11 protein-coding genes and 1 pseudogene are annotated in these 13,215 nt (G+C 70.3%); 8 read left to right on the top strand and 4 right to left on the bottom strand.

Annotated features, from left to right (window positions below; translation table 11 throughout):
* The 4 genes from MXD58_RS08870 to MXD58_RS08855 form a co-directional block, all read left to right on the top strand.
* On the top strand, window positions 1–596 hold a 596-nt coding region (locus MXD58_RS08870), incomplete at its 5' end, for a PAS domain-containing protein (RefSeq protein WP_250609187.1).
* 1,859 nt (window positions 597–2,455) lie between these two features.
* The gene (locus tag MXD58_RS08865) at window positions 2,456–3,622 is read left to right on the top strand and encodes a cellulase family glycosylhydrolase (RefSeq protein ID WP_250609186.1); all 1,167 of its coding nucleotides are present in this window, start codon (window positions 2,456–2,458) and stop codon (window positions 3,620–3,622) included.
* Between the two features lie 115 nt (window positions 3,623–3,737).
* Window positions 3,738–4,577 (top strand): LOG family protein, encoded by an 840-nt coding sequence (locus MXD58_RS08860; RefSeq protein WP_248836629.1) that lies wholly within the window; start codon window positions 3,738–3,740, stop codon window positions 4,575–4,577.
* Window positions 4,574–5,158 (top strand): LOG family protein, encoded by a 585-nt coding sequence (locus tag MXD58_RS08855; protein WP_248836630.1) that lies wholly within the window; start codon window positions 4,574–4,576, stop codon window positions 5,156–5,158. Before MXD58_RS08860 ends, MXD58_RS08855 begins: the two co-directional genes overlap by 4 nt.
* Before the next feature lie 64 nt (window positions 5,159–5,222).
* Here MXD58_RS08855 and MXD58_RS08850 read toward each other — a convergent pair whose 3' ends face one another.
* The 3 genes from MXD58_RS08850 to besD all read right to left on the bottom strand — a co-directional run bounded on the left by MXD58_RS08850 (window position 5,223) and on the right by besD (window position 8,284).
* Window positions 5,223–6,404 carry a PLP-dependent transferase gene (locus MXD58_RS08850; protein ID WP_248836631.1) on the bottom strand — a complete coding sequence of 394 codons (1,182 nt, stop codon included), beginning with the start codon at window positions 6,402–6,404 and terminating at the stop codon, window positions 5,223–5,225.
* A 349-nt stretch (window positions 6,405–6,753) separates the two neighbouring features.
* Entirely contained in the window at window positions 6,754–7,521 is a 768-nt protein-coding gene (locus MXD58_RS08845; protein WP_248836632.1) for an iron-containing redox enzyme family protein, read from the bottom strand.
* Complete coding sequence (gene besD / locus MXD58_RS08840; protein WP_248836633.1) at window positions 7,514–8,284, bottom strand: L-lysine 4-chlorinase BesD; 771 nt, start codon at window positions 8,282–8,284, stop codon at window positions 7,514–7,516. Before besD ends, MXD58_RS08845 begins: the two co-directional genes overlap by 8 nt.
* A gap of 1,127 nt (window positions 8,285–9,411) precedes the next feature.
* Here besD and MXD58_RS08835 point away from each other — a divergent pair.
* Window positions 9,412–10,821 (top strand): peptide ligase PGM1-related protein, encoded by a 1,410-nt coding sequence (locus tag MXD58_RS08835; RefSeq protein ID WP_250609185.1) that lies wholly within the window; start codon window positions 9,412–9,414, stop codon window positions 10,819–10,821.
* 64 nt (window positions 10,822–10,885) lie between these two features.
* On the opposite strand, the gene folP is transcribed toward MXD58_RS08835, so the two are convergent.
* Window positions 10,886–11,857, bottom strand: a complete 972-nt coding sequence (gene folP, locus MXD58_RS08830; protein ID WP_248836635.1) for a dihydropteroate synthase — start codon at window positions 11,855–11,857, stop codon at window positions 10,886–10,888.
* Between the two features lie 68 nt (window positions 11,858–11,925).
* On the opposite strand from folP, the gene MXD58_RS30655 reads away from it, so the two are divergent.
* From MXD58_RS30655 to MXD58_RS08815, 3 genes and pseudogenes are all read left to right on the top strand, one after another.
* Window positions 11,926–12,288, top strand: coding sequence for a DivIVA domain-containing protein (locus MXD58_RS30655; protein WP_248836636.1), 363 nt, complete (start codon window positions 11,926–11,928; stop codon window positions 12,286–12,288).
* A gap of 272 nt (window positions 12,289–12,560) precedes the next feature.
* Complete coding sequence (locus MXD58_RS08820; RefSeq protein ID WP_248817542.1) at window positions 12,561–12,728, top strand: DUF3117 domain-containing protein; 168 nt, start codon at window positions 12,561–12,563, stop codon at window positions 12,726–12,728.
* A 131-nt stretch (window positions 12,729–12,859) separates the two neighbouring features.
* A pseudogene (locus tag MXD58_RS08815) lies at window positions 12,860–13,215 on the top strand (leucyl aminopeptidase); the annotation flags it as partial.

The following is a 13,215-nucleotide window of genomic DNA, read 5'->3' as shown; positions in this document are numbered from 1 at the left end:
ACCGCCCGGCGAGCTACCCGCGCGGCGCGCTGCCGCCCGGCGCCGAATGGCGCGCCGCCGTCGTGCTGCACCGCGACGAGGAGGCCGATCTGCGCCCGGTCCGCGCCGTCGACCCGCACCGTGGCCACGCGGACGGCGACTGCGGCTGCATGTTCGCCGAGATGCGGCGCATCGAGGACGCCTGCCGGGACCGGGAGCGCTGGCTGACCACGCTGCTGGCCGAGCTGACGACCGCCGTCCTCATCGCCGACCGGGACGGTGCCGTCGTCGCCGTCAACCAGCTCTACTGCGACCTGTTCGACCTGGCCGAGTCACCCGTCGACCTCGTCGGCACGGACTGCCGCCGGCACCTGCGGCCCCGCGCCGGGCTGGTTGACGACCCGTCCGGCTTCGCGGCCCGGCTCGACACCCTGCTGCGGCGGCGCCGAACCCTTCGCCGCGAGGCGGTGATGTTCGCCGACGGAAGGGTCTTCGAACGCAGCCACGTCACGCTGACCGCGATCGACGGCTACCGCGGCCATCTGTGGCTCTACAGCGATGTCACCGACCGCCGGATCCTCGAAGCCGAGATCGAGGGACTGATCTCGGGGCTGTGAACGCCGGCGGGTGGGGTCGGGCCCGGCGGGGGCCGGGGCGGCGGGGCCGCCGGCGCGGCCGGCGACCACGGCGACACCGATCCGGCCGAGGATCGTGACCACGCACACCGCCGCGGCGCTCAGCGCCCGCCGTGCGGCGCCCCGCCAGCTGGCGGCGGTCGCGGCGACCAGGACGATCACCGCGAGCGCACCGAGCCCGCCGACCAGGCCGTGGGTCGCGCCGTCGAACGCGACGGTGCCCCCGGGCCCGTCGGCGACGCGCAGGACGGTGCCGGGCAGGCCGTCTCCGCCGAGCCGACCGGGGTGGCCCGGCGGCGACGCGACGACGTCCCAGCCACCGAGCCACGAGCCGCTCGTACGGGCCAGCGCGAGCGCCGGCCACGCCAGCCAGTCGGACAGCCGGCGGACCGCGCCGGAGGTCAACGGCGCGAGGACGAGCAACCACACCGTGAGCGTCACGCGTTGGCGCCACAGTGCGCGGGTGCCGAACACGAGCGTGATCGCCCCCGCCGCGAGCAGCGGCAGGGCGAGCAGGTCGGCGTGCGCGTTCCAGTACCGGTCGTCGAACCGCGCTGGCGGCACCGACAGCTCCGCGGCGGCCAGCGCCAGCAGCGGCAGGCCGACCAGATAGTCAACCTGCCGATCATGGATGGCCGGCTCGCCGGGTGGGCGGCGGGCGCGGGCAAGCAACGCGAGACCGCCGGCGAGGGCGGCGGTCAGGCGGTAGGAGATCGGGCTCTGCGCCTCGGTGACGTCCCAGAGCCGGGGCAGGCTGCCGGACAGCCCCAGCGTCGCCGCCGCCGCGACCCACAGCCCGCGCGCCAGCGGTCGCCACCGGAAGGTGACCCGCGCCGGCCCGCGCCGGCTGGCCGTCCGGGTCCCGGTGGGAGAGGTGATCGCCGCGCCGGGAGAGGTCGATGCGGCCTCGTCCAACGGCTCCAACGGCAGCGTTCTCGCCGGGTCGCCGATGCCGGGCCGGGAGCGGGGAGCGGGCACCTCGCCGGGGTGAGACCGGGTCTGTGGCCCCGCCCCGGCGTCCGGTGATGTCCTCGCGGTGGTGTCCGGATCACGGGCCGAAGGTAGATCGCTTCGCGCTGAAGGCACGCGTGTCTCCAATCGCACACGTCGCTGGCATCGTGGGCGGAAAAAGAGGCCGGTACGGTTGCCCGCGTTGTTTTCGGGGCTGTGGCGCCGGCCGGGGAAATCGGGTCGACGTCGACATGGCCGCGCCAGCGGGACGGCGTCCATCTCGAGGGAGAACCGGCCTCGGTATAAAAAAATGCAGACGATTAGTGTCGTCTACCCGCGCGGGCCAACTGCTGGACCCCTGGACGGCATGAATTCGACGCCGGGGATGCCATGTGGCTGGGTCGAAGTGCGAGGAAGCTGTGTACGCTGGCGAAGCAGGACTGCCGGCGAATCAGCTACAGAAGTGCATTCCCTGGCGTCGCTGGGCGAGCTGCTGCGCGGTCAACATTGTTACCCCCGGACATATGTGGCGCCGTGCGGCACCGCGGCGTTCGACGCCGGTACACTCGCATGCTAGTGACCAAACGGTGAAAGTCAAGCCTACGTCATGGTTAAACCCGGGAAATGCTGCAGGAATGTTGTCCTGGAGTGGCATCGATAATCTCTCCGATAAATGGACGAGATTGGACATAGACGCCTTCTGTTGCGCGCGGAGAAACCCTGCGGCGGCAGGTGAGTCCCGGAGCCTGGCAAATGCATCGCTCGTTACAGTGTGGCGCATGGCACGGCCTGCTGACTCCGCCCGGGCCCCGTCGCCCTGGCGCCGGGCAACCGGGCGCCGAACCCGCTTCGATGGCATGAAGGCGAGCGGGCCGGCGCGGATCGGTTCGATGGTGCGCGTCCGACCCGGGTGGGACGGCCTTCGGCGCGGGTGCAACGCCGCCCAGCGGCGCGGGAGGCGGCTCGCGGCGGCCGTCCGGCGCCGCGCCGGCCGGCTCCTGCTGGTCGGCGTCCTCATCACGATCGGGCTCGCCAGCAGCGCGGCGGGGGAGGAGTACGCCTTCGTCGCCACCTCCGGCGGCCGGTTCACCCTCGACGGTGGCCCTGCCCGCCTCGCCGGGCTGAACGTGTGGAACGCCAACGAGAATCCGCAGTCCCGCCGCGACTGCGGAACGCCGCCTGACCTCTCCGCCGCCGGCAGTGAGTTCGGACCGGGTATGCGGGCCGTCCGGATCTGGTATTTTCAGCGGCTCGCGACCACTGCGGACGGCGTGCGCGACTGGACGACGTTCGACAACACGCTGCACGCGGCCGCGATGAACCATCTCCGGGTGATCGCGGTGCTCGGCAACCAGTGGGCCGACTGTGAGGGATACGACTCGGCGCAGGCCGGCTACAAGACGGACCAGTGGTATCGCGAGGGCTACTGGCGGGATCACCCGCCCGGTCAGCCCGCGTCCTATCTGGAATGGGCCCGGGAGGTCGTCGGTCGTTATCGGAACGACCCCACGATCATGCTGTGGCAGCTGGTGAACGAGCCGGAGGACTCGGTCGCGCTCGGTGGTTCCTGCCCGTCGGATGCCAGCGAGGTGCTGCGCGCGTTCGTGCGGCACGTCGGCCAGCAGATCAAGGCGATAGACCCGCGGCATCTGCTCGGCATGGGCACCGTCGGCAGCGGGCAGTGCGGGACATCGGGCGGTGAGTACGTCGACCTCAACGCCGACCAGTACATAGACGTCGCCGATTACCACGACTATTCGCTGGACGTCGTGCCGGGGGACCAGTGGAACGGCCTGGCGACGCGGGCCCGCGAAATGAGCGAGCTGGGCAAGCCGCTGATCATCGGGGAGATGGGGGTCATCCCCAGTCAGGTCGGCGGTGTGCAGGCGCGCGCGGCGCTCATCGGCAGCAAGATCTACGCCGATTTCCAGCTCGGCGTGCAGGGCGCGCTGCTGTGGGCCTGGCGGCCGGCGGCGCTCGGCGGCACGAATCCCGACGGCTACGACATCGGGCCGGGCGATCCGGTGCTGGACCAGCTCACCAGCCTGACGTCCTGACCAGGCGGTCGCGGGCCGCCGCCCCGAACCAACCTGGCCACACCGCCACCTGTGCCGTACCCCACCCGTGCGGGCGGTCTCGTTGCGCTGCCGCGCTGTGGCCTATGGTGCCGAAGTGACCCGGTCCCCGAACCCGCAGCCCCCCCGGCCGGACGAAGGCGGCGGCGTCCCGGTCGGGCGGGAACGCCGCTTTCCGCCGCCGGAGCAGTTCCGCGGGCCCGTCGTCGCCCGTCGCGGCCAGGTCGAGCGTGCCACCACCGACCAGCGGCTGCTTGACACCCGTAGCCCGTCCGGGTTCGTGCACAGCGACCCGTGGCGGGTGCTGCGGATCCAGAGCGAGTTCGTCGAGGGCTTCGGGCTGCTCGCGGAGTTGCCGCGGGCGGTCACCGTGTTCGGCTCGGCGCGCATCCCCCCCGAGGACCCGATCTACGCGCAGGGCCGACGCCTGGGTGCCGGCCTCGCCGAGGCCGGCTTCGCCGTCATCACCGGCGGCGGTCCAGGCACGATGGAGGCGGTCAACCGCGGCGCCCAGGAGGCGGGCGGCCTTTCCGTGGGCCTCGGCATCGAGCTTCCGTTCGAACAGCGGCTCAACGACTGGGTCGACCTCGGCGTGAGCTTCCGCTATTTCTTCGTGCGCAAGACGATGTTCGTCAAGTACGCGCAGGCTTTCGTCATCCTGCCCGGCGGGCTGGGCACCCTCGACGAGCTGTTCGAGGCCCTCACCCTCGTCCAGACCGGCAAGGTCACCCGGTTCCCGGTCGTCCTCATCGGCTCCGACTACTGGTCCGGGCTGATCGACTGGCTGCGGGAAACCGCCCTGCGGGCCGGTCTCATCAAGGAGACCGACCTGCACATCATGTCGGTCACCGATGATGTGGACGAGGCGGTGCGCATCGTCGTGGCGGGAACGGCCGGCCACCGTGAGCCGCCCGGGGCGGAGCTGCGCACGCCGTGAACATCTGCGTGTACTGCGCGTCGTCCACGGAGATCGACCCGGCCCACGTGGCGCTGGCCGCCCGGACGGGCGCGGCCCTCGCCCGCCGCGGCCACACGCTGGTCTCCGGGGGCGGGTCTGTCTCGTGCATGGGCGCGGTCGCCGAGGGCGCGCGGGCCGGCGGCGCCCGCACCATCGGGATCATCCCGCGGGCGCTGCACGCGCTGGAGATCACCGACGAGGAGTCGGACGAGCTGATCGTCACCGCGACGATGCGCGAACGCAAGGCGCTCATGGACGAGCGCGCCGATGGCTTCCTCGCTCTCCCCGGCGGCCTCGGGACGTTGGAGGAGCTGCTGGAGATCTGGGTGGCCCAGGTGCTGGGCCTGCATGCCAAGCCCGTGGTCGTCCTCGACCCCGGCGGGGTGTTCACGCACCTGCGGCTGCTGGTCGACTCGCTGGTCGACGGCGGCTTCGTCCGCGTCGCCGCTCGAGACGCCGTGATCTGGGCCACCGATCTCGAGGAGGCACTCGACGCGCTGGAGGCCGGCGTCGCCCCGCCGCCCGCGCCCACGGCGGGCGAGATCGCCGAATCCGACTGAGCACGGCCGGTCGCCGGGGGGGGGCGCGGCCGCCCCCCGGCCCGGTGCTCCGGTCAACGCGAGGTCAGTGTCGGAAGACCTGGCGAAGGCTGTCGATGAGCGACTCCGGCTCCTCGATTCCGACGGAGATGCGGAGCATGTCGCGGTGCAGGCCGCGCTCTCGTAGCTCCTCCCGGCCGGCGACGGTGGCGAGCATGTCGTTGTGCGCGATGAAGACCTGGGGTGAGGCCATGGTGAAGTCGGCCCCGAAGCTCGGGCCCTTCGGGAAGGGCAGCGGATCGTAGATTTGCTCGATCGGCACCGCGAGGTCGAGCAGGACCAGGCCGCCCGGTGAGGAGGGTGCGCGATGGATCTTCGTGTAGTTGCGGGCGGATCGGTCGCTGTAGGCCCACGCGACGCGGCGGACGGCATTCTGGGCTTCGAGGAACTCGACCACGGCCATGGTGTTGCGGTTCACCTGCCTGATGCGCGCCTCATAGCCGGGTATTCTCGCCGCGACCCGCGCCGCATCCCGGCTGAACGGGCGGTCACCATGCTCGTGCAGGCCAGCGCGAAGTTCGCCCGCGAAGGGCGATGCCGCATTGACGACCGCCGCGCCCATCAGGACGTCGGCGGATCCCGTCGCGTACTTGGTGAGGCTTTCGCAGGTCACGTCGGAAAAGGATAGGACGTCGACGTTCCAGGGCGTGCCGATGCTCGTGTCGAGCACCACAGCGGCGCCGATCCGGTCGGCGACCTCCCGCACGGCGGCGACGTCCGGCGTCTGCAGCAGAGGATTGCTGGGAATCTCGCCGATGATGCCGGCGAGGTCGCCGGCGTGGGCGAGTGCCGTAGCCACGATCGCTTCGGTGTCACTCGGGTCGGGGATGACGATCCGGTCGGCGTCGGAAAGGCGCTTCTCGAAGATGCTCATCGTGTCGAAGAAGATCCAGCCGAGCTGAAGCCAGAGTTTCCGGCCGCGCTCGTGCTGGACCCGCGTCAGCGTTTCCACGGCCGCGGCCACGGCATTCATGCCGCTGTTGTGGAGAAACACGTCGGCGGCGTCGCGCGCGCCGTAGGCCCGCGCCAGCTCCGCGCTGATCGCGTCCTCGGGTCGGTCCGGGGCGAGCGGCTCCTCCTGCTGGGTCGGGAGCGCGCGGCAGCGGACGAGAACGCCCTCCGCCTCGCGCGAGGAGAGATGGCAGCCGGTGTGCTTCACGAACTCGCGCACCCGCTCGGCGGCGGCCGTGTCGCCCCTGGCCGCCACCGCGTTCACCCCCTCGGCGACGAGGACACTGGAACGGGGCAGGCCCGCGTAGGCGGCCGCTGCGGCCGCCGCCCGGGCTGTGCGGACCAGCACCAGGTCGTGGACCGGTGTGCCGAGGCGCCCGCTGAGAAGAAGAGCCAGCTCCGCGACATAGCGGTGGGTGCGAAACCGTGGATAGCCCGCGGTGACGTGACGAAGGGTCTTCTCGTCGGCCGACTCGAAGCCGATGACGTCGGCCACCGTCGGCAGGGATACCGACACCGAGTGAACGGAACCCGGGATCGTCTGGCCCAACGGGAGCGGCTGAACACACCGGGTGCGCTGGATCTCCACCTCAGCGGGTCTCACCTCACAGACCCACGAGCTTCTGCACGCCGTCCCAGTATCGTTCCACGTGCGCCAGGAAGTCGAAGGTGCCGGCCTCGAACTCCCGGCGGGTGTCGGCGGAGTGCACGTAGGGCGCGCTGGCGTTGAACACGGAGTTGCTGTGGCCCACCTCGACGTCGATGTGGATGGTCCAGAAGTGCCTGGTCCGCGCGTCGTAGCCCTGGTTCTGGAGGCCGTCGTTGATCTTCGAGACCATGATGGAGGACATCGTCTCGTCGGCGTACAGGGCGCCGAGAGACTTCTCGATGGAGCCCTCCGTGTAGAGGTGCCGGATGCGTTCGTTGAGCTCGACGGTGACGTCGAGCGGCTGGTAGCCCCGGATGAACTCCATGTCGATCCCGAGGCTGGCCAGGAACTCCTCGAACAGGGCGGAGTGGGTCTGCTCGGAGGTCACCTCGTCGGCGGCGTTCAGGACGATCGCGCGCAGGATCGTCTCGTCGCGCGTCTTCATCGCCATGCCGGTGATGTAGAAGGGCAGGTGGCGAAAGAAGTAGTAGCACTCGGCGTAGAGGTGACGTTCCTGCTCTGGGGTGAGGGTCGTGGTCCGGTACCGGTTGAGGAACGGATGCTCCACCGCGCGATGGTCGGCGATACGAACAAGGAGGTCGTCGAGATACGTCTTGATCGACGGGTCGTCGACGGAGACGCGTCGCCGGACCCCCGCCTCGACGTGATCGAAGCTCGCCCACGTGGGGCGGGCCTCCCTGGCTTCCCTGCTCACTTCAGTCACTGATCTTCTCCTGTTCGTCCCGGATGCTGACCGCCGCGGTGACTTCCGCGTTGTCCCACCAGCGGTCGTTCTCGGTGAAACTGCGCTGAAGGTCCCGGTCGGCGGCCCAGGTCATGTTGAGGATCACCCGCACGGCGTCCTCGCGAAGGGGGATGGTCCGGTGGAGGGTCGTGTCCGTCCGGAGCAGGTAGACGTCGCCGGGTGCGAAGTAGTAGGTGTTGATCGGGTTCTCGACGAGATACTGATTGATCTTTGGGTCGGCCTTGTTCCACGTGGTGTGGGCGATGCACTGCAACAGCCCGCCGATCTCGAGCGGCGGTGCTTCCGGGACCCAGATCAGCGCGTAGCTGAAGTCTCCCCAGTGCCAGCCGTGCGTGTCTCCCTTCCTTTCGTGCCTGGTGATGAGGAACTCCTCATCCTTCTTCGGGCAGGGATACAGCTTCTCCCCGACGATCGCCTCCAGCGTTGCCAGCAGCTCGGTGTTCCGGTAGAGCGCGGCGATCGGCTCGCTCTGCGCCACGATCTCGCTCGGCACCACGGACATGGAGCGGCGGGTGAAGCCGGTGGTCGCGAGCCTGAGGTCACGACGCTCGGAATACTCCGCGAGCAGGCGGTTGGCCTCGGCCCGGATCAGCGCGTGCGTTTCCGGGCTGATCAGGTCGGTGGCGGTCAGGATCCCGTACCGCTGGAACCTCTGGGCGGCCCTCCTTAACGTGTCGGAATCAAGCTCGATGCAGGTCGTGCCATAGGTTTTTGATGGCATCTCTTACCTCCGTGTCGGACGCGGCGTCGAACAGAAGGGCATGGCGAGAAGAAGGCATGGCCGCTGCCGGGCACTGGGTGCTGGGATTCGGCATGCTGAAGAGCACGGAGTCAACATGGGGGAGTAACATCGTCGGAGTATTCCGAGTGGGACGCGCGACCGTCCCGGAGATGTGGGTGAAGGGTGCTGAGTCAGTCCGAATACATCGTCACCTCGTCCCGCCGGGTCGTCGCTGCGACCCGGCGAGGAGAGACACCAGCGGTGGGCGAGCCCTCTTCGAAAGCCATGTTCGCACACGCGGCGCGTGGGCGTACAACTTTACGTGAGATACCCGGGAGATCAGTCGCGCCAGCGCTTCTGCCTGGGGATACGGAACCTTGTGGCCCGGAAGGCCGATGATTCTCCTCGACATACGTCGGAAGTCGACGGAAACCGGACCTTCGCGTTGTTGCCGGCACGGAGAGGGTTCACTGTAAGTGAGCCTGGCAGGGAGATGGTGACAAAGGAGTGGAGCGACGTGGTGGCCCGGCGCTCGGCGCGGAGTTCCCCGGGCGGACCACTAGGGTGTGTTCATCCGATCATGGTGAGGACGTCGGACGCCGCCAAAGCGGCCAGTCGGTCCCGCCACGGAGCCCGACCAGTCAACCAGGCCACCGCCGACAGGAAGGCGACACGCCCACCAGCAAGATCACCCGGATACTGTCCGGGTGGCGGTTCCGGTGCTGGCGGCGTGGCCACCGGGGCGGCGTTCATCCCCTGCGCCGCAGGAGATCCCATCCGCGGCGGGGGTCGGCCGGTCGAGGTGGCGGAGGGGACGCTCGTCCGGTCGCCTGCGCCGCCTCGCTCGTCCTGGCCGGTCCCAGGTCGGGCAACCAACGCCCGACGATCTCGTTGTGCTGGCTGTCCACCCCAGCGCCGTTCTCCTCGCCGGGCGGGGCGGCGGCGACCGGGATGTCCGTACCGACCGCGGCGTGCGGGCTGCGGCTGACGACGGCGGGGGGCGAGCCGGGCCCGGCCGTGAAACACGTTCGCCGCGGGAAGTGGTTACCTCGGGTTGAACCGGCCCTCGTGTAGGCTTTTTCGAAAACTTCGGGTCCGTGTGAAACGGCTAGCGAGAGGCGGATATGGTGACCCCTTCCAGCGGCATTGTTGACACGAAGATCGTGCTTTACTCGTTCAATTTTGCGGAGAAGCTGCTCCGCGAAGTGAGTTATCTTCGTTTCTCCGCCGAGCGCGGGCTGTGCTATTTGGAGGAGCTTCGTCGCGAGGACCTCCAGCTCGTCCTCATCACCTCGACCGAGGTGAGTCAGGCCGCCCTGGATTACCACTTCCGCGAGATCTTCGGCTTCAGTGAGGCGCAGATCTCCAGCGCGACCAGCCGGTTGCGGCTGCTCTCGCCGGCGCTGCGGGAGGGCTGGCCGCTGGACGCGTCGGTCCTCGCCGATGCCGAGGTGATGTCGGCGCTGTCCTCGATCGTGGAGAACAGCCGGTCGACGTCGATCGTGAACTTCATGGCGACGCCGACCTCCGACCGGATCGCCGCGATCCTCGGCGCCACGATCGAGGAGCAGGGCGCGGCCGCCGCGGCCGAGACGGGAAGCAAGCTCGGCGGTAAGAGCCTCCTGAAGCGGGCCGGTGTACGGGTGCCGGAAGGCCCGGCCGAGCTCCTCGCCGACGAACGTGCGGTGCTGGCGGGAATCGTAAGGATCGACCCGTCCTCCGCCGTCGTGAAACTGAACTCCGCGCACTGGACGGCGGGGGTGGGAAATATTGTCGTGGATGTTGAGAGCGTGCGCCGAGGTAGGGGCCTTTTCGAGTCGGCCGAGTCCGTCCGCCTTCCGGCGGAGGACTTCTGGCGTGAGCTCGCCGCCGAGGGCGCGGTCGTCGAGGAGTTCGTCGACGACGTCGTCGCGTCGCCGAGCGGCCTCGGCCATATCAACGCCGACGGCACCGTCGACACCGGGCCGACCCATGAGCAGATTCTCGTGTCGGGCCAGTACTGGGGCTGTCGGTTCCCGGCGGAGGAGGGATGGCGTTCCGGCGTGCTCGCGGCGACCGCGCGGGTGGGAAGGACCCTCGCGGAAGGTGGTGTTCGTGGAACCTTCGGAATTGACTTCGTGGTTTCCGGGAACGGTGGCCTTTTCGCGGTCGAGGTGAACCTGCGAAAGGTGGGTACCACGCACGTCGTGAAATACATCGAAAAGGTAGTAGGTGCGGAGATCGACGCCGGGGGTCGCCTCCGGCCCGGAGGTGGGCCCGACGTCTTCTACGTGAACGGACGGATGCAGGAGTCCGCGCTGGTCGGAGTCGCCGGTGAGACGGTTCTCGACCTGCTGCGGAAGGAAGGTCTGCTCTATCGCCAGGAATTGGGTGAGGGGGTGCTGCTCCACTGCCTCGGAGCGCTGCCCGCCTGCGGATATCTCGAGCTCACCTCGGTCGCTGGATCGAGAGCCAGGGCAGCGGACCTCATCCAGGCGGCGCAGGACGTCGTGGTGGGTTCCGTCGCCGCCCCGGGTGGTGCGGTCGACCCGCGGTGACGCCAGCCGGCACGCGACCATCCAGACGGCCTGTGCGCCGCTGCGCGCAGGCCGCGGTCCCGCGCTAGGCGACGCCTCGGCGGGCGACGGCGAGGCCGGTGTCGCCGCGGATGGCGCTGACCGTCCGCAGGGTGCGGATGGTCTCGGGGACCTGGTGGGCGCGGAAGACCCGGGCGCCCAGCCAGGCGCTGAGCGCGGTCGCGGCCAGGGTGCCCTCGAGGCGCTCGTCGACACCGGTGTCCAGCGTCTCGCCGATGAAGTCCTTGTTCGACATGGCGACCAGCACCGGCCAGCCGGTCGCGGCGAGCTCCGGCAGGCGGCGGGTCGCTTCCAGCGAGTGGCGGCTGTTCTTGCCGAAGTCGTGGCCCGGGTCGATGAGCACCGAGTCGGCGTGTACGCCGAGGCTCGCGGCACGCTCGGCGAGCCCCACCGTGGTCGCGATGATGTCGGCGACCACGTCGTCGTAGGTCATCCGGTGCGGGCGGGTGCGGGGCGGCAGGTGGCCGGCGTGCGTGCAGACGAGGCCGGTGTCGAACTCGGCGGCGACCTCGGCGAGGCCGGGATCGACCCCGCCCCAGGCGTCGTTGAGCAGGTCGGCGCCCTCCCCGGCGACGACCCGGCCGACCTCGGCCCGCCAGGTGTCGACGCTGATCACCAGCTCGGGGTGCCGGGCGCGCACGGCGGCGACGAACCCGCCGACCCGGCGCAACTCCTCGGCGGCGCTGACCTCCCCGCCGGGCGCCGCCTTCACCCCTCCGATGTCGATGATCTCCGCCCCGTCGGCGACCGCGCGGGCGACGGCGTCGAGTGCCTCGGCCTCGCCGAACGTGGCGCCACGGTCGAAGAACGAGTCGGGGGTGCGGTTCACGATGGCCATGACGACGAGTTCGGTCGGCGCGAACACCCGCCGGCCCAGTCGCAGCGGTCGCTGGTGGAGGCCGTCGCCGGGCGTGGGGGTGCCCGGGACGGTGGCGTCCCTCGACGCGGGGGGAGCCGACGCGGGGGGAACGGTCGACACGGGATGATCGGCGTCCATCGGGCCAGCGTGCCAGATCGCACGGGGTGCGCGGCGCGACCCGGCAACGGCCATGGCACGATCGGAAGGTGGTGCTCGCCGTCGAGATAGTGATCGTCGCCGCCGTTGTGTTCGCCGTGGCCGCGCTTGCCGTGGGACGGTTCGATCGGCTGCGCCCCGCCCCGCCGGACAGTGCCTCCGTCGGCCTTCCCGCCGGGATGGTCACCGCGGGGGACATCAGCCGCACCCGGTTCGCGATGTCGCTGCGCGGCTACCGGATGGCCGAGGTCGACGCGGTCCTGCTGCGCCTCGCCGGCGAACTGGCCTGGCGTGACGACGAACTCGCCCGACGTGACGACGAGCTCGTCCGGCTCGCGACGTTCGCGCGGGCCGAGGCGCAGCCCGCGCCGACGGAGCGGCCCGTCGTCCGGCTGGACAAGCCACAAACCTGACCGGACCGGCGGAGAGCGGACGCCACGGCCCTGGTTGGGCCGGTCGCGGACGACCGCGTCCTCGCTGGACATCTCCGTCCTCCGTTGGCGTACGGTCGCTTTGGATCACCTGGCGCCTGCCAGGCGCACGGCTATCGACACCGGCGGCACACGGTCCGACGTCCCTACCGGCGACCGTTGTGATGCCGCGGGGAGACGTGTTTCGGTTTGCGGTCCGGTCTACGGGATAATCGACGTCAGACGCAGGTCCGACGGCAGGAAGAGGTGCACCGATGGCGGCCATGAAGCCGCGGACGGGTGATGGTCCGCTCGAGGTGACCAAGGAGGGACGCGGCATCGTGATGCGTGTCCCGCTGGAGGGGGGCGGTCGGCTCGTTGTGGAACTCACCGCTGATGAAGCGAGTGCGCTGGGGGACGCCCTGAAGAACGTGGTCAGCTAGCTCGCCGTCGGGATGCCTCGCGCGCGCGAGGTACCGCCCACGGTCCGGGGGTGGCGATCCGGCGCGTCGTGGTCGCCGGAGCACCTGGCTGGTGGGCGGGATTCGGGGTTGACCAGAACGAGGAGGGTCCCATGACCGCGGGCGGTTCGGTGCCGGCGCCGGCCTTCGATGATCTCATCGGGGTGCCGCCCGAGGTGATTCTCCGATCCGGGCCCGTCGGCGACGTGGCGGCCCCCGTCGTCGCCGTGGTGCTCGCGGTGGGGGATGACGGGCCGGTGTTCGACGAGGTCGCCCGCCAGGTCGGCCTCGACGTCGGCGTGCCGCTGGACCGGCTGATCGAGACCGAGTCGCTGCGCGGGGATGCCGGATCCGTGCTGTCGGTGCCGCTCGGTGGCGCCGAGGGCGCGGTCCAGCGGCTGCTGGTGGTGGGAGTCGGCGCCGGCCGGCCGGCGGACTGGCGCGGGGCGGGGGCGGCGCAGGCCCCGCG

It is taken from the genome of Frankia sp. AgKG'84/4, assembly GCF_023242965.2.
Classification (GTDB): domain Bacteria; phylum Actinomycetota; class Actinomycetes; order Frankiales; family Frankiaceae; genus Frankia.
The sequence above is the reverse complement of the archived record's forward strand: the minus strand, read 5'-3'. Positions and strand labels throughout refer to the sequence as shown.